Origin of the sequence: Parvibaculum sp. (genome assembly GCF_049651025.1) — a bacterium.
GTDB lineage: Bacteria > Pseudomonadota > Alphaproteobacteria > Parvibaculales > Parvibaculaceae > Parvibaculum.
Genome location: NZ_JBASBH010000027.1, coordinates 38787 through 54756, shown reverse-complemented (window position 1 = coordinate 54756; position 15970 = coordinate 38787). Strand labels below are relative to the sequence as shown.

Here is a 15970-nt window from a genome sequence, read left to right as displayed (position 1 = left end):
ATGCGTCATGGATCCCGGGAACAAGTCCCGGGATGACGCTGCTGGCTGGGCGACGCGCTCATAGTCAAAGCGCCAGGTTTGAACGGCGTCGCGCTTGCCATACACTCGCAAACCCGCCAGCGCTTTCACGGTGCCGCCACGCCATGCAGCCCTATCTCCTGCCCATCGGGCTTCTCGTCGCCTCCAACCTGTTCATGACCACGGCCTGGTATTGGCACCTGAAATTCAAAGGCGTGCCGATATTCACCGTCATTCTGATCAGTTGGGCGCTGGCGTTTTTTGAATATTGTCTTGCCGTTCCGGCCAATCGTTTCGGCTCGGATGTCTATTCGGCCGCACAGCTCAAGACCATTCAGGAAGTCATTACACTGATCGTCTTTGCCGGTTTCTCGACCCTTTATCTCGGCCAGCCTATGACGTGGAACTATGCGATCGGCTTTGCGCTGATCGCAGCCGGTGCATTTTTTGTATTCCGGGGATGAGAGCGCTCGGCAGGCCGCAGAGACGGCAGCGTCACGGCGCGGGGCGTGCGAAGCTGCATCAGGTAGAAAGCCAGCATGTTGCGTAAAACGGCGATACCGCCGCACAGGGCTGCGCCAAATGAAGCGCTGAAGATCATGGCCCAGACAAGCAGATCGATATTCCGCATGGAGGCGATGCCGACAAGCAAGCTCATGCCAAATCCATAAGCCGCGCCGACGATCGCGCCGACCAGGGCGAAACGCTGACTATTCCACTGCGCACAGGCTTTCATGATCGCGGGATTCCTCTGGGGGCTCGCTTGGGAAACGAAGACCGTGCCACTTGGTTCCGCCCGCGCGCATTTACCTCTCCGGGCCCGGCTGCTATACCCGCAAGCGTGTTTTCAGGGAGCCTCAGAGCCATGGGCGCGGACGTAAAGATTGCTGTGACGGGAGTGGCGGGCCGGATGGGCCGCACGCTCATACGCCTCATCCATGAGACGCCGGGCGCTGCCGTTTCGGGCGGCATCGAGGTCAAGGGCTCGCCGCATGTCGGCGCCGATCTCGGGACGCTTGCCGGGCTCGCGGAACCCATCGGTATTGTCGTCAGCGACGATCCGCTCGCCGTCATCAAGGATGCCGATGCGCTGATCGATTTTTCGGTGCCTGCCGCCAGCGTCGAATTCGCCGGGCTCGCCGCGCAGGCGCGCATCGTCCATGTGATCGGCACGACCGGTTTTGAGGAAGCGCAGGAGGAGCGCATTCGTGCCGCCGCGCGTCACGCGACGATCATCAAGGCCGGCAATATGAGCCTTGGTGTCAACCTGCTCGCAAGCCTTGTGCGTCAGGCCGCGCGCGCGCTCGACCCTGCATGGGATATCGAGATCGTCGAAATGCATCATCGCCACAAGGTCGATGCGCCGTCGGGCACCGCGCTGCTTCTCGGGCAAGCGGCCGCAGAAGGGCGCGGCATCACGCTCAGCAATCATTCCGAACGCGGCCGCGACGGGCTGACAGGCGCGCGCGAAAGCGGCGCTATCGGCTTTGCCAGCCTGCGCGGCGGCAGCGTCGTCGGCGATCATCAGGTGATTTTCGCCACGGAATCGGAGCGCATCACGCTCGGCCATATTGCGGAGGACCGGGCGATCTTTGCGCGCGGCGCAATCCGCGCAGCGCTTTGGGGCCAAGGCTCCGACAACCAGAAGAGAGGCCCCGGCCTCTTCGACATGGCCGATGTTCTCGGCCTCGACAAATAATCCGCCTACAGAATAAGGAAGAGTGCCTTGGCTAATCTGCTTGTTCTCGTCCGTCACGGACAAAGCGAATGGAACGAGAAAAACCTGTTCACCGGCTGGCGCGATCCGGCCTTGACCGAAAAGGGCAAGGCGGAAGGCCGCGAGGCGGGCGAGGCGCTGCGGGAGTTGGGCTACAGCTTCGACGTCGCCTATACGTCCGCGCTGTCACGCGCACAGGAAACGAACCGCTTGCTGCTTGAAGAGCTCGGCCAGCCGAACCTGCCCGTCATCCGCGATCAGGCGCTCAATGAACGCGACTATGGCGATCTCTCCGGCCTCAACAAGGACGATGCCCGCAAGAAGTGGGGCGAGGAGCAGGTGCATATCTGGCGGCGTTCCTACGACATTCCGCCGCCCGGCGGCGAAAGCCTGAAGGACACGGCGGCGCGCGTCGTTCCCTATTACGAGCGTGAAATCCTGCCGCGCGTTCTCAAAGGCGAGCGCGTGCTCGTCGCCGCGCATGGCAACTCGCTGCGCGCGCTTGTCATGGTGCTCGACAAATTGTCGGAGAAAGAAATTCTCGATGTCAATATCGCGACCGGCGCACCCATCGTCTACAAGCTCGACGACAAGGGCAATGTGCTGAGCAAGGATATTCTGATCGAACGCGAAGCTCATTAAGGCTTCAGGCGAGCGGCGCGGCCTTCATCTTGTCGAGGGCCGCGCGCAGCGCGCGCATGAAATCGCGGCGTTCGGGCGGCGACAGCACATTGGCGATTTCAAAGCTTCGCCCGTGCGATCTCAGAAAAAGATTGGTCGACTCGTCGGGATTTTCGACAAGCTCCAGCCGCACCCAATAAGGCTGAAAGCTGAAGCTGCGCGCATGGCCGCGCTGGTCGACACGGCGGATGCGCAATTCATTGTCGGAAAGCTGTACGGTTTCATAGGCACGCGCGGCGCGATAATTGGTCCGGAACGCCCAATAGACGAGCACAACATCGGCGATGCAGAACCCGACAATCGGCCAGGCGCCTTCGATAAGGAAGATCATCCCCGCCACGAAGTTCACCGCGGCGAGAATTGACATCAGGATGAGAAAGCCCTTGCGGCTCAGCGAGCGGTGCGGCGTCACAACCGCGTCGAAATGGAGCGGGCCTTCAAGCTTGCCTTCGGGCGCTTGGTCCATTTTTCAAGAATAAAACGACTCCGGGCGGGCGGCAATGGCAGGGTCCGCGGCCCAACGCCTCTTGCCCGGCGGAGCGAAGCCGCGCATCTTGCCTGCACCATGCCTATGAAAAAGCCCCAGATCGAAGAGTTCTTTGCCCGTCTTTCCGCCGCTCTGCCCGAGCCGAAGACCGAGCTGAACTATGTCAACGACTACACGCTGCTGGTTGCCGTCGTGCTCTCGGCGCAGGCGACCGACAAGGGCGTCAACAAGGCGACCGAAAAGCTTTTCAAGATCGCCGATACGCCTGCCAAGATGTTGAAACTCGGGCTTGGCGGCGTCACCGATCACATCAAGACCATTGGCCTTTATCGCAACAAGGCAAAGAACGTCATCGCGCTTTCGCAGATGCTCGTCGATCTGCATGGCGGCAAAGTACCCCGCACGCAGGAGGAGCTTGAGGCTCTGCCCGGCGTCGGGCGCAAGACGGCGAATGTGGTGCGCAACGTCGCCTTTGGCGAGCCGACCATTGCGGTCGACACGCATATTTTCCGCATCGGCAATCGCACGGGCCTGGCGCCCGGCAAGACCGTGCTCGACGTTGAGAAGAAGCTGCTGAAGGTCGTGCCGAAAAAATATCTGATGCATGCGCATCACTGGCTGATCCTGCACGGGCGCTATACATGCATCGCGCGCAAGCCGCTTTGCCCGACATGCATCGTCGCCGATCTCTGCCAGTTCAAGGCAAAGACAACGCTGCTCTAGGAAACGCCCGCGCCACGCTTTGCCGCAACTTCGGCAAGGCAGGCCGATGCATCCGCCGCACCGCCTGAACGTTTTCGCGCATCGACAAAGGTCGAGGCCAGCGCGCCGCTGCTTCGCTTGTAAAAATAGACAAAGAGCGAGCAACCCTCGCCGCCATATTGCCAGACTTCGGCATCGGGCTCGGCGCGCTTGAACGAGGGGGTGCCGAGGCGAGCAGAAAGCGCGGAGGGCGCGACGCCGAGCAGGCTCTTGGGCGTCAGCGGCCCACTGCCGATTGTCGCTGCCGGTTCGGCAGAGGCGAGCGCATCGCGGCCAAGACCGACGCCGGACGATGCGCCGCCGGATGCGCAGCCGCCAAGCAGGGTCAGCGCGAGCAAAGCGGGAGCGAACCGGAAATACGCGGTCATGCGAGGCCTATTCTTTTCGACGTGTGAACCATGAAGGCCGTCGCAAAAAGCGGCGACAGCAAATTGAGGAAGGGTACGGTCGCAAACAGCGCCACGACAACCCCGGCAAAGAAGACACGAAGCGCATGGCGGCGGCGAAGCGCCCGCGCACTTGCAATATCCATATGCCTGAGCGCCACAAGCTCGAAATATTCGCGGCCGAGCAGGTAGCCGTTCACGACCCAGAAGAGCACCAGATTGACGCCCGGCACGAGATAGAAGGGCAGCGCGATCAGGTTGACCACGATCAGGACGATCGTGAAGCGGATCGCGACGAAGAGGGATTGGAAGAAGGGCTGATCGCGGCCCTGCGGATCGGCGGCATAGTCCCGCGCCTCGACCTCGCCGGCAATGCGCTCAAGAAACAAGCTCGCCACCAGCGAGACGACGGGGTGGACGAGCGGGATGATGACGATCACGGCAAAGAAGCGCGCGATCCATTCCAGCGTCGTGTCGAGCCAGGCCGCGCCGAATTGCGGCAGCGACGAGAGCGCCCATTGCGCGCCCGCACCGAACAGAGCGAGAACGATGATCGTCGATGCAAGAGACAGCCAGAGCACGCGTCTGAATGGCTGGGAAAAGACCTGAGCAAGCGCACGCAGCGCATCGGAGAGCATGGGCGGTTCCGCTGCTGGTTATGGGGCGCGAGCTTAACGGATTTGTCGCCCGCGCGCGAATGCCTATACTCGCGCCGGTTTTCGACGCGTTTCCGCCTTCCTGTCCACCCACCTCCCTTTCGTAAAGAGACCCATGAGCGAAATTAAATTCGACGTTGCCGGCATCGGCAATGCGCTGGTCGACGTGATCGCCAATGCCGACGATACGTTTCTTGCCGCCAATGGAATCCAGAAGGGCGGGATGACGCTCATCGATGCGACGCGCGCCGACGAGCTTTATGGCCGCATGGGTGCCGCCATCGAAATGTCGGGCGGCTCCTGCGCCAATACGATTGCGGGTCTCGCCTCACTCGGCGGCAAGGGCGCTTTCTTCGGCAAGGTGAAGGACGATCAGCTCGGGCAGGTCTTCGCCCATGACATCAAGGCGCTTGGCGTCAGCTTTCCCGCACCCGTCGCAAGCGACGGCGCGCCGACCGGGCGCTGCCTCGTGCTGGTGACGCCGGATGCACAGCGCAGCATGAGCACGTTTCTGGGCGCGGCGCAGAACCTGACGGCGGACGACATCGACGCCGAGGTCATCAAGGCTTCCGCCGTCACCTATATGGAAGGCTATCTCTGGGATCAGCCCGGCGCGAAAGAGGCTTTCCTGAAAGCCGCCAGGATCGCGCGCGAGGCCGGGCGCATCGTCTCGCTCACCTTGTCGGATTCCTTTTGCGTCGCGCGCTACCGCGACGAGTTCCGCAAGCTGGTGAAAGACGAAGTCGATCTGCTGTTCGCCAATGAGGCGGAAATTCTTTCGCTTTATGAGGTCGATATTTTCGACGAGGCGCTGGCGCGTGTGAAGGCGGAATGCAAGTTCGCGGCGCTGACGCGCTCGGAAGCAGGTGCCGTCATCGTCGCTCATGGCGAAGTGCATGTGGTCGATGCCGACAAGGTGGCCAAGGTCGTCGATACGACAGGCGCGGGCGATCTCTTCGCTGCCGGATTTCTCTACGGCCTCGCACGCGGCTATTCACCCACCCATTGCGGCCAGCTCGGCGCCATGGCGGCGGCGGAAGTCATTTCGCATTACGGGCCGAGGCCGCAGGTGTCGCTTGCGGAACTGGCGAAGGCGCGCGGGCTTTAGAAGTTATTTTCTCCGCTGTCATCCCGGCCTTGTGCCGGGATCCAGGGGCGTCAAACTCCGAGCAAGCGGCTACTGGACCCCGGGACAAGCCCGGGGTGACACCTGAATAGTTTGGAAGACGCGAAAACTCTAAAGCTTCCGCAGCGCCACTTCCCTGATCCGGTGATCCTCGCCCTTGCGCAGAATGGCATGGGCGCGCTGGCGCGTCGGCAGGATGTTCTTGCGCAGGTTCGCAAGGTTGATCGACGACCAGATGCCATCCGCCGTGGCCACTGCTTCCTCATCGGAAAGCTGGGCGAAGCGGTGGAAATAGGCGTCGGGGTCCTTGAACGATGTCGAGCGCAGGCTCAGGAAACGGTCGATATACCAGCGCCGGATCGCGGCTTCGTCGGCGTCGAGATAGATCGAGAAGTCGAAGAAGTCGGAGACGAAGGGCTGCGGCTCCTCGCCTTCGGCGGGCTTCCAGGGCTGAAGCACGTTCAGACCCTCGACGATCAGAATATCGGGCTGATCGACGACGATGACCTCGCCGGGAATGATGTCGTAGGAAAAATGCGAATAGACCGGCGCCTCGACATTATGCGAGCCCGCCTTCACATCCGACAGGAACTGGATCAGGCGGCGCGCGTCGAAGCTTTCGGGAAAGCCCTTGCGGCCCATCAGATCGCGTTCTTCGAGGATGCGGTTTGGAAACAGAAAACCATCCGTCGTGATGAGATCGACTTTCGGATGGTTCGGCCAGCGGGCGAGAAGCGTGCGCAGGATACGCGCTGACGTGCTCTTGCCGACGGCAACCGAGCCTGCAATGCCGATGATATAGGGCACCTTCGCCTGCTTGCGGCCGAGGAAATGCGACGTGACCCGATACAGCTCCTGCATCTCCAGCACGTAGAGATTGAGGAGGCGCGACAGGGGCAGATAGATTTCGCTGACCTCGTCGAGCGATACGCGCTCGCCGAAACCCTTCAGCTCTTCAAGCTCGGCTTCGGTCAGCGGCAGCGGCGTGTCCTTGCGCAACTCGCCCCATTCAGCCGCCGTGAAATAGCGATAGGGCGAAAGCGTGCCGGTTTCCGCCGTTTCGTCTGCCATAGCTTCGCTCGACACCGTCATTGGTTGTTCTCCGCGTCGCCGGTCGTGCGGGACGCTTTTTCATCGAGGCCGGAGCGGCCTTCCCGGCGGGCAAGCTCGGCATAAACCGACGCGGGCGCGATATCGAGCGCCGCCAGTGTCACGAGCCAGTGATAAAGAAGATCGGCGGATTCCGAAATGACGGCTTGCTTGTCGGTCCCGAGAGCGGCGATCACGGTTTCGATCGCCTCCTCGCCGAGCTTGCGAGCGCATAGCGCCGGGCCGCCCTTTATGAGCTTTGCCGTATAGGACGAGGCAGCCGCGGCTCCCTTGCGGGAGGCGATCACCTCAAAAAGTCGGTCGAGTTCAGTAGCGTCGGCTGCCATGGGGGCATCCCTGTCGGAAAAGGCCGCTTTCCGGCACCTCTCAAGAGGACCGATACGGCGGCTTTCCGTAGCAGATTTGGGATTTGGATGCCAGAAGCGGACATAATCGGAGGGGAACCCTCCGGCAATGGCGCTAAATCAGGTGCGCGTGGCGAGTTTAATGCCCGCCATTTCGCCCATGAGGACACCGTCCTGAACGGCATCCTTGAGATTTGCGCCGCGCAAATCCGCGCCGCGCAGGTCCGCCTTGGTGAAATCGGCGCGAATGAGGATCGCATCGCGCAGATCGGCGGCGGCGAGAATGGCGCCGTTGAATTTCACATCGGCAAGGATTGCGCCGCGGAAAACGGCGCTGGCGAGAACCGCGCGCGAGAAATCGGTACGCGAAAGGTCCATCTGCGTGAAATCGGCGCGCGTGCCCTGACGCTGGCTCGTTTGAATCCAGACGATGTGCTGCTCAAGGATACGCTGCATGCGCTCCGGCCCCGGCGCGGTGCGGGCCTTGGTCGCACGCATCATGTCGCCACGGCTTGCCGTGTCCTCGTCCATGATCGCGCGGCGGAAGTCGGCGTCGGAAAGGTTCGCGCCGGTCAGCTCGACGCCCGTCAGCTCCGCGCCCGCGAAATTCGCGCCACGCAGATCCGCACCATAAAGATTGACGCCCGACATGGCCGCGCCTTCGAAATCCGCGCCCAGAAGCTTGCATTCGGCAAGCTTGGTGCCGCGCATTTTCGCATTCCGAAAACTCGAATTTTCACGATTGCTATGAATGCCGTCGGCGCGAATAACCACGCCGCGCCGCAGATCCGCGCCATCGAGACGCGCATCGGCAAGCTCGGCATTTTCAAAGCATGCGCCGCGCAGATCGGCTTGTGTGAAATCTGTACGGGTCAGGTTCGCGCCGTCGAAATTGGCGCTGAAAAGATTGGCGCCGATGAAACGCGCATCTTCGAGATCGGCATTTTCAAAAGAGCAAGCGATGAAATGCGCATGCGAAAAATTCAGCCCGCGCAGATCGAGGCCCGAGAGATCACAATCCTTCATTACGACGCACCAGCCGTTCGGCACGCCTTTCAGATATCGGTTGTTGAGTTCCGAGAGCTTGGCAATAGCTTCTTGTCCGATACGCCGACCGATGATCGCCTGAGGTTCGCGTATGGTGGACTCGGTCTTTGTCCGTGTACCGCCGGTGCGGCCTGCGTTCGCGTCTGCGGACATGACTACTCCCATTTGGGAGTTGCACTCCCTGTATTTACAATTTCGATACGGGAACGTTAGCCGGTCGGCTGTTCAAATATGTTTAAACAAACAATACAAATTGTTCCTATCGGCCACTTCGCACATGACCGAGCGAGCGATGCTCAGGCTTGTCGCCAGAAACGCGGCTGATCGCGAAAGCTCCGCCATACTTTCAACGCAGCACGCCATTCCTTGCGCGCGCGGCGCTCGTGAAAATCGAGGAGATGCGCACCGGGCGCTGCAAGGCATGGATCGGCCTGACCTATCTCGTTAACGATGACTTGTGCCATCTCAAGATCGTTCAAGGCGCCAAACACATCCTGCAATTGCGTCAGATGCTGCAAATAGGATTTCGTTTCGGCATGCGAATAAAGAGAGGCGAAGAAACTCAGCGTGTAACGAAGTTTCTTCAGGCGCTTTCTCAGCTCGTGACGATCCTTGATTTCCAGATGATCTATATCGCGGCCAAGCTTCCTCACCTTCTTCAAACGCTTGTCGAGTGCGCCTGCTGCAAATCCCGCCACGGGTTTACCGAGTGCGGCGAGATCAGGCTTTTCCTCGGCCAGCCGCCAGCCGCGCTCGTCGATGTAAAGCGCAAGCTGCAAGACGAAACGTGTCATGCGTGGCGAGCGCATAGCCGCGCGCGCCGCAACCCAGGCCTCACCGCGCGCCTTTTCAGCCGCTGCCTGAAAATCGCGGAGGGTCTTGTCGCCAGGATTTTCCGCGATTACGGGCGCGATGATTTCGCTCAGGAAAACGTCATGGTCGCGTGCCTGACCAATAGCGCGCGTCAACCATTTCGCCTCGCGCGCCATATCGCCAACCGCATCGCCGCTCATCAATCCGCCAAAGGCGATGAAAGCGGAACGCAGGCGGCGCAACGCCACGCGCATCTGATGAAGCCCTTCGGAGGACGCGCCTTCGAAAGCTGCCGCTTCGTTGTTCAGAAGATGCGACAGGCAGTGACGCAGGATCAGCGCATAAACATCCTCGACGCTGGCACCGTCCGGTATGACAACGCCATCCGCCCGCATGGCTTGCGGCGGCTCGCCTATCGCCAGTGCGCGGCCACGCGCCGCCTTGCTGCGCATGCCGACGCGCAGGGGCGCTATATCGGCAAGCGCAAGCGCCAAACGATAGAGATCGGCAGGCTTTCCGCGTTTCAATTCAAGCTCGACTTCGCTGATCGGAAGCACCCGGCCATTGGCGCGCATCGTGCCGCTGTCTATAGCCAATTCGATCTCGCCTCCATCATCTGTATGCAGATGGCTCGCCGTGCGGTGAATATCGGAAACAAGGCGCGGTGAAATCGTCGCGCCTCGCGCAAGCTTGCGGATGCGGTTGCGCAAGCTGGTGGGCAGGCGGTTGAGGTCCGGGCCCTCGCCGTCGGATTGAAGGGCGGCTTCCCATTCGCCGCGATCGCTTGCCGGGCCGCCATTTTCGGTATCGGTCTTCAGCGTCTGGATGCGCTTGTCGCCAACCTCACGCACACGAAGCGCGAGACCGTTTTGCATCAGGGTGAAGTCTTCGGTGTCGAAATAAATGGAGCGCAAGTTTCCGGCGCTGGCCTTGCCCTGCATTAACCGCGCAACGGTTCGCGAGCGGCGCACACGATCCAGTGCGTCGGGCTCGCATTCGAGCTTGAGCTCAATTTCGCGATCCATATTTGGAACGGCTCGGTCTGAGTTGGCCTCGTGCGCGCGCATTCTGCTTGGAATCCGGAAGACGCGCAAATAGGTCAAATACCTATGGCGGCGTTACCCGAAAGCGGCGGAAAAGCCCGGCTCAGAGCCGCATCGGGATGCCGGCCGCCGTCATATGCGCCTTGGCTTGCCCGATCGTGTAGGTGCCGAAATGGAAGATCGAGGCGGCCAGAACGGCGCTTGCATGGCCTTCCTTGATGCCCGCCACGAGATCGTCGAGCGTGCCGACGCCGCCACTTGCAATGACGGGAATGGTCACGGCATCGGCAACGGCGCGGGTGAGGGGGATGTTGTAGCCCGACTTCGAGCCGTCGCGATCCATCGAGGTCAGCAGGATTTCACCTGCGCCCAGTTCCATCACCTGCTTTGCAAAATCGACCGCATCGATGCCGGTGCGGTTGCGGCCGCCATGGGTGAAGATTTCCCATTTTCCCGGCCCGGTTTCCTTGGCGTCGATGGCGACGACGATGCACTGGTTGCCGAATTTTTCAGCCGCCGCGCGAACGAAATCCGGATTCTCGACCGCCGCCGTATTGATCGACACCTTGTCGGCACCGGCGAGCAGGAGCTTGCGCACATCCTCAATGGTGCGAACGCCGCCGCCGACCGTCAGCGGCATGAAGCATTGCTCCGCCGTGCGCGCGACAACGTCGAAGATGATCGCGCGTTCTTCGTGGCTCGCCGTAATGTCGAGAAAGCAGAGTTCGTCCGCGCCTGCCGCGTCATAGGCGCGGGCAGCTTCCACTGGATCGCCCGCATCGCGCAGATCGACGAAGTTGACGCCTTTGACGACGCGTCCGTCTTTCACATCGAGGCAGGGAATGAGGCGAGCCTTCAACATCAGGCTGCTTCCTTCAGCAGACGCAGAGCGGCTGCAGGATCAATGCGGCCATCGTAAAGCGCGCGACCGGAAATCGCGCCTTCAAGCCCTTTGCAATTCGCGGCGATCAGGCGGTGAATATCGTCGATCGAGGAAAGACCGCCGCTCGCGATCACCGGAATGCGGATCGCATTCGCCAATGCGACCGTCGCCTCGATGTTGAGACCTTCGAGAACGCCGTCGCGGGCAATGTCGGTATAGATGATCGCGGAAACGCCCGCGTCTTCAAAGCGGTGCGCCATTTCGAGCACGGTGAGATCGGAAACCTCCGCCCAGCCCTCGACAGCAACGCGCCCATCCTTCGCATCAAGACCGACCGCGATGCGGCCGGGAAATTTCTTGCAGGCTTCGATTACGAGAGCAGGATTTTTCACCGCCGCCGTGCCGATGATGACGCGGGCGACGCCCTTGCCGAGCCAGGTTTCGATGGTCGCCAGATCGCGGATGCCGCCGCCGAGCTGGGCGGGGATCGAGATCGCTTTCAGGATCGCATCGACGGCAGAGGCGTTGACCGGGCGGCCTTCGAAAGCGCCGTTCAGATCGACGAGGTGCAGATATTCAAAACCCTGCGCGACGAATTCGCGCGCCTGCGCTGCCGGATCGTCGTTGAAGACGGTCGCCTCTTCCATCAGCCCGCGCACAAGGCGAACGCATTTGCCGTCTTTGAGGTCGATTGCGGGAAACAGGATCATCTAGGGACGCCACTTCAGAAAATTGCCGATGAGGGCGAGGCCAAGCGCCTGGCTCTTTTCGGGGTGAAACTGGGTACCGGCCATGTTGTCGCGACCAACCATCGCAGTCACGGGGCCACCATAATCGGTGCGCGCAATCACATCCGCCTCGTTGGCGGCGCGCAGTGCATAGGAGTGAACGAAATAGGCGTGCAGTCCCTTGTCGCCGGTCGCGATGCCGTCGAGCAGCGCATGGGGACGCAGCACGTCGAGCGTGTTCCAGCCCATATGGGGGATCTTCAGTTCGGGATCGAGCGGTTCGATCACGCGCACCTCGCCCTCGATCCAGCCAAGGCCCTTATGCACGCCATATTCGATGCCGCGCGTCGCCATCAACTGCATGCCGACGCAGATGCCGAGAAAGGGTTTGGCATCGCGGCGCACCGTTTCGTTGAGCGCGTCGATCATTCCCTCGACCGCATCGAGACCGGCGCGGCAATCGCCGAAAGCGCCGACGCCCGGCAGTACGACGCGGTCCGCGCCGCGCACATCTTTCGGATTGCCCGTGACGACGATGCGCGCCTCGATCTCGGCTTCGCGCGCGGCGCGCTCGAAAGCCTTCGCAGCAGAACGCAGATTGCCCGACCCGTAATCGATGATGGTCACGACTTGCATGGCTTAACCTTCCGCCCGCGGGAAAAGGCCGAGGGCCCCGTGATCTTCATCCACGGAACGGCGCGGCCAGACGGCACCGGCAGGCGCCATCATTGACCCGGACGAGCGGACCGGGGCGCGGGGAGCGGGGGCGGGGCCGTCCCAGCGGCGGAAGAAGTCGCGTTCGGCTTCGGAAAGCGTGCGCCCGCTGGCGAGACCGATCTCGCGATAGCCGTTGCGGCGAAGCGTCCAGCGGCGAATGTCATTGGCCTGCGCGGCAAGAAGAACCTGCAGAGCGACCGAAAGGATCGCCAGCGCCTGCGGATCGAGGCGAAGCGCCTCGCCGAGAGCTGCGACCGCCAGAACGGCGGCCACATACAGCGCAAGCGCCAGCCACAGACGCTGAAAGCCGAGCCAGAATATGGTGAGGAACAGGGCAGGCCAGCAGAAGCCCTCGCGCACGAAGACGATCCCGTTCCCATCGACGGGCGCGCCGACGCGTTCGTGCACGGTGTAGAAGCGCATGGCCTGATCCTTGAGCCCGCGAGGGGGCGGGCTTTCGGCCTTTATCTAGGGCAATGTCCGCAAAAAGACCAGCCGTCTGCCGCCCGGTCACATGCCGAGTTTGCCCTTGGTGGAGGGAATGCGGTCGGCCATGCGCGGATCGATGGCAATGGCGTCGCGCAGCGCACGGGCAAGACCCTTGAAGCAGGATTCCACGATGTGGTGGTTGTTCTCGCCGTAAAGGTTCTCGACGTGCAGCGTGATGCCCGCATTCTGGGCGAAGGCCTGGAACCACTCCTTGAAGAGTTCCGTATCCATTTCGCCGAGCTTGGGCTTCGTGAAATCGACCTTCCAGACGAGATAGGGCCGCTGCGACACGTCAATCGTGACGCGTGTGCAGGTCTCGTCCATGGGGATCGTCACCGAGGCATAGCGGCGGATGCCCTTGAAATCGCCAAGGGCCTGACGCACGGCCTCGCCAATGACGATGCCGCTGTCTTCCGTCGTGTGGTGAAAGTCGATGTGCAGATCGCCGACCGCGCGGACCTTCAGATCCATCAGCGAGTGGCGGGAAAGCTGCTCCAGCATATGGTCAAGAAAGCCGATGCCTGTATCGACGTCATATTCGCCCGAGCCGTCGAGATCGAGGGAAACGAAAATATCCGTCTCCTTCGTCTTGCGCTCGATCGTGGCCACGCGGCCTTCGTTCTCTACTTCCATCGTCTTCACTCGCATAGGCAATCCGACGCAACGGCGTCCTTGCGGGGGTTTTATCAGCGCGTCGCAGCCGGGGCCAGCTTATTGACCGGGCGAGGCAAGCTCAGATGGAGCCAGCACTCAAATTATACTGCATCGCAAGGGCTTAGAAGACGTTAACCAGTCTTCTTAACAAATGCTCAGGTTTTACTTGAACAACCGGAAGTCAGAAATTCAAATAATATTGCTAAACTCTTGAATCAATTTGTTCAGCTTGGGCTTTACTAGTGAAACACCGGCTGGTGCCCACAAGATAGGGGTCTGCCCGGGCGCTTCAAGTGTGTGCGTGTTTTAACCGCGCTCGACTTGACCCCGTTCATGAAAATCGCCACATGGAGATCACGCCCGCGTTCCAGCCGGCTTCTTCATCCGGGAACCTGCTCACAATGTCCGATCCGCATTCCGCGCCTTATGTGCAATGGCATGGCACGACCATTCTGACTGTCCGTAAGGGCGGCAAGGTGGTGATTGCCGGCGACGGTCAGGTTTCCATGGGCGACACCATCATGAAAGGGAATGCCCGCAAGGTGCGTCCGCTCGGCTCGGGCAAGGTGATTGCCGGATTTGCGGGCGCGACGGCGGATGCCATGACGCTGTTCGAACGGCTCGAGGGCAAGCTTGAACAATATCCCGGCCAGCTCACCCGTGCCTGCGTCGAGCTTGCCAAGGACTGGCGGACGGATCGCTTCCTTCGCCGCCTCGAAGCCCTGATGATCGTTGCCGATGCGAGCGCGAGCCTCGTGCTGACCGGCAATGGCGACGTGCTGGAGCCGGAAGGCGGCATTGTCGGCATCGGTTCGGGCGGGAATTATGCGCTGGCTGCCGCGCGTGCGCTTGGCGATACCGACCTTTCGGCGGAAGAGATCGCCCGCAAGGCATTGAAGATCGCGTCCGAGATCTGCGTCTACACCAACAACAATCTGACGGTCGAAATTCTCGACGCCGTCTGATGCCTCTTCCCATCCGGAGTGCCCGCCAGAGCCATGACCAGTTTTTCGCCGCGTGAGATCGTTTCCGAGCTGGACCGCTATATCGTCGGTCAGAATGACGCCAAGCGCGCAGTGGCGATCGCCTTGCGCAATCGCTGGCGGCGTCAGCAGTTGCCGGAAGGCTTGCGCGAGGAAGTGCTGCCGAAGAACATTCTGATGATCGGGCCGACCGGCGTCGGCAAGACGGAAATCTCGCGCCGCCTCGCCAGGCTCGCCGAAGCGCCCTTCATCAAGATCGAAGCGACGAAATTCACCGAGGTCGGTTATGTCGGCCGCGACGTCGAGCAGATCATCCGCGATCTGGTCGAGATCGGCATTGCCCTGCTGCGCGAGAAGAAGCGCAAGGACGTGCAGGCAAAGGCCCATCTTGCCGCAGAAGCCCGCGTGCTCGATGCGCTGGTCGGCAAGGGCGCGTCCGAGCCGACGCGCGAAAGCTTCCGCCGCAAGCTGCGCGAGGGCGAACTCGACGAGAAGGAAATCGAGGTCGAAGTCGCCGATACGGGCGGCGGCATGCCAAGCTTCGACATTCCGGGCATGCCCGGCGGTCAGATCGGCATGGTCAATCTCGGCGACATGTTCGGCAAGGCTTTCGGCGGCGGGCGGATGAAGACCCGCAAGATGACCGTACGTGACAGCTACGAGCTTCTGATTGCCGAGGAATCCGACAAGCTTCTCGATCAGGATCAGTTGACGCAGGAAGCGATCCGCATGGTCGAGCAGAGCGGCATCGTCTTTCTCGACGAGATCGACAAGATTTGCGCGCGCTCCGAACGGCAGGGCGCCGATGTCAGCCGCGAAGGTGTGCAGCGCGACCTGTTGCCGCTGATCGAGGGGACGTCGGTCTCAACCAAGTACGGCACGGTGAAGACCGACCATATTCTCTTCATCGCCTCCGGCGCTTTCCATATCGCCAAGCCATCGGACCTGCTGCCCGAATTGCAGGGGCGCTTGCCGATCCGCGTCGAATTGCAGGCGCTGACACGGGACGACTTCGTGCGCATCCTGACCGAGCCTGAAGCGAGCCTCATCAAACAATATGTGGCGCTGCTCGATACGGAAGGCGTGACGCTCGATTTCACCGCTGACGGCATCGACGCCATCGCGACCATTGCGGCGGAGGTCAATGCGAGCGTCGAGAATATCGGCGCGCGGCGGCTTCATACGGTGATGGAGCGTGTGCTCGATGAGATTTCCTTCGCCGCCACCGACCGCAGCGGGCAAACGGTGCGGATCGACGCATCTTATGTGCATGAGCGCCTTGGCGATCTGGCAAAAAATACGGACCTGTCGAAGTTCATCCTCTAG

At 61.3% G+C, this 15970-nt stretch carries 20 protein-coding genes; 7 read left to right on the top strand and 13 right to left on the bottom strand.

What is annotated here, in order from left to right:
* Window positions 1-143 precede the first annotated feature (143 nt).
* Complete coding sequence (locus WA943_RS03090; protein WP_424468372.1) at window positions 144-482, top strand: DMT family protein; 339 nt, start codon at window positions 144-146, stop codon at window positions 480-482.
* On the opposite strand, the gene WA943_RS03085 is transcribed toward WA943_RS03090, so the two are convergent.
* Window positions 425-754 (bottom strand): hypothetical protein, encoded by a 330-nt coding sequence (locus WA943_RS03085; protein ID WP_424468371.1) that lies wholly within the window; start codon window positions 752-754, stop codon window positions 425-427. The genes WA943_RS03090 and WA943_RS03085 overlap by 58 nt on opposite strands.
* A gap of 129 nt (window positions 755-883) precedes the next feature.
* On the opposite strand from WA943_RS03085, the gene dapB reads away from it, so the two are divergent.
* Together dapB and WA943_RS03075 are read left to right on the top strand one after the other, a co-directional pair.
* Window positions 884-1717: a 4-hydroxy-tetrahydrodipicolinate reductase gene (dapB, locus tag WA943_RS03080; RefSeq protein WP_424468370.1), complete on the top strand. Its 834-nt coding sequence runs from the start codon at window positions 884-886 to the stop codon at window positions 1715-1717.
* A 27-nt stretch (window positions 1718-1744) separates the two neighbouring features.
* A complete protein-coding gene (locus WA943_RS03075; protein WP_424468369.1) occupies window positions 1745-2377 on the top strand; it encodes a 2,3-bisphosphoglycerate-dependent phosphoglycerate mutase in 633 nt (210 codons plus the stop codon).
* Between the two features lie 4 nt (window positions 2378-2381).
* Here WA943_RS03075 and WA943_RS03070 read toward each other — a convergent pair whose 3' ends face one another.
* A complete protein-coding gene (locus tag WA943_RS03070; RefSeq protein WP_424468368.1) occupies window positions 2382-2882 on the bottom strand; it encodes a DUF2244 domain-containing protein in 501 nt (166 codons plus the stop codon).
* Here WA943_RS03070 and nth point away from each other — a divergent pair.
* Window positions 2841-3626 carry an endonuclease III gene (nth, locus tag WA943_RS03065; protein ID WP_424468367.1) on the top strand — a complete coding sequence of 262 codons (786 nt, stop codon included), beginning with the start codon at window positions 2841-2843 and terminating at the stop codon, window positions 3624-3626. The genes WA943_RS03070 and nth overlap by 42 nt on opposite strands.
* Here nth and WA943_RS03060 read toward each other — a convergent pair.
* On the bottom strand, window positions 3623-4033 hold the full coding sequence (locus tag WA943_RS03060; protein ID WP_424468366.1) for a hypothetical protein: 411 nt from the start codon (window positions 4031-4033) through the stop codon (window positions 3623-3625). The two genes, nth and WA943_RS03060, sit on opposite strands and share 4 nt — an antisense overlap.
* Window positions 4030-4689, bottom strand: coding sequence for an EI24 domain-containing protein (locus WA943_RS03055; RefSeq protein WP_424468365.1), 660 nt, complete (start codon window positions 4687-4689; stop codon window positions 4030-4032). Before WA943_RS03055 ends, WA943_RS03060 begins: the two co-directional genes overlap by 4 nt.
* 133 nt (window positions 4690-4822) lie before the next feature.
* Between WA943_RS03055 and WA943_RS03050 the strand changes: the two genes are divergently transcribed.
* Window positions 4823-5815 (top strand): adenosine kinase, encoded by a 993-nt coding sequence (locus WA943_RS03050; RefSeq protein ID WP_424468364.1) that lies wholly within the window; start codon window positions 4823-4825, stop codon window positions 5813-5815.
* A 129-nt stretch (window positions 5816-5944) separates the two neighbouring features.
* Here the strand turns inward: WA943_RS03050 and coaA are convergent, their stop codons facing one another.
* The 9 genes from coaA to hisB all read right to left on the bottom strand — a co-directional run bounded on the left by coaA (window position 5945) and on the right by hisB (window position 13640).
* The gene (gene coaA / locus WA943_RS03045) at window positions 5945-6925 is read right to left on the bottom strand and encodes a type I pantothenate kinase (protein ID WP_424468363.1); all 981 of its coding nucleotides are present in this window, start codon (window positions 6923-6925) and stop codon (window positions 5945-5947) included.
* Window positions 6922-7269, bottom strand: a complete 348-nt coding sequence (locus WA943_RS03040; RefSeq protein ID WP_424468362.1) for a phosphoribosyl-ATP diphosphatase — start codon at window positions 7267-7269, stop codon at window positions 6922-6924. Before WA943_RS03040 ends, coaA begins: the two co-directional genes overlap by 4 nt.
* A 138-nt stretch (window positions 7270-7407) precedes the next feature.
* A complete protein-coding gene (locus WA943_RS03035; RefSeq protein ID WP_424468361.1) occupies window positions 7408-8487 on the bottom strand; it encodes a pentapeptide repeat-containing protein in 1080 nt (359 codons plus the stop codon).
* Between the two features lie 143 nt (window positions 8488-8630).
* Window positions 8631-10172, bottom strand: a complete 1542-nt coding sequence (locus tag WA943_RS03030) for a CHAD domain-containing protein (RefSeq protein ID WP_424468360.1) — start codon at window positions 10170-10172, stop codon at window positions 8631-8633.
* Window positions 10173-10293: 121 nt separating this feature from the next.
* Window positions 10294-11052 carry an imidazole glycerol phosphate synthase subunit HisF gene (gene hisF, locus WA943_RS03025; protein WP_424468359.1) on the bottom strand — a complete coding sequence of 253 codons (759 nt, stop codon included), beginning with the start codon at window positions 11050-11052 and terminating at the stop codon, window positions 10294-10296.
* The gene (hisA, locus tag WA943_RS03020; RefSeq protein ID WP_424468358.1) at window positions 11052-11783 is read right to left on the bottom strand and encodes a 1-(5-phosphoribosyl)-5-[(5-phosphoribosylamino)methylideneamino]imidazole-4-carboxamide isomerase; all 732 of its coding nucleotides are present in this window, start codon (window positions 11781-11783) and stop codon (window positions 11052-11054) included. Before hisA ends, hisF begins: the two co-directional genes overlap by 1 nt.
* The gene (gene hisH, locus WA943_RS03015; protein WP_424468357.1) at window positions 11784-12437 is read right to left on the bottom strand and encodes an imidazole glycerol phosphate synthase subunit HisH; all 654 of its coding nucleotides are present in this window, start codon (window positions 12435-12437) and stop codon (window positions 11784-11786) included. It lies immediately after the preceding gene.
* Between the two features lie 3 nt (window positions 12438-12440).
* The gene (locus WA943_RS03010) at window positions 12441-12941 is read right to left on the bottom strand and encodes a DUF2628 domain-containing protein (RefSeq protein WP_424468356.1); all 501 of its coding nucleotides are present in this window, start codon (window positions 12939-12941) and stop codon (window positions 12441-12443) included.
* An 87-nt stretch (window positions 12942-13028) separates the two neighbouring features.
* The gene (gene hisB / locus WA943_RS03005; RefSeq protein WP_424468355.1) at window positions 13029-13640 is read right to left on the bottom strand and encodes an imidazoleglycerol-phosphate dehydratase HisB; all 612 of its coding nucleotides are present in this window, start codon (window positions 13638-13640) and stop codon (window positions 13029-13031) included.
* Between the two features lie 422 nt (window positions 13641-14062).
* Here hisB and hslV point away from each other — a divergent pair, with 422 nt between their 5' ends.
* Both hslV and hslU read left to right on the top strand, forming a co-directional pair.
* Complete coding sequence (hslV, locus tag WA943_RS03000; RefSeq protein WP_424468354.1) at window positions 14063-14626, top strand: ATP-dependent protease subunit HslV; 564 nt, start codon at window positions 14063-14065, stop codon at window positions 14624-14626.
* A 33-nt stretch (window positions 14627-14659) separates the two neighbouring features.
* On the top strand, window positions 14660-15970 hold the full coding sequence (hslU, locus tag WA943_RS02995; protein ID WP_424468353.1) for an ATP-dependent protease ATPase subunit HslU: 1311 nt from the start codon (window positions 14660-14662) through the stop codon (window positions 15968-15970).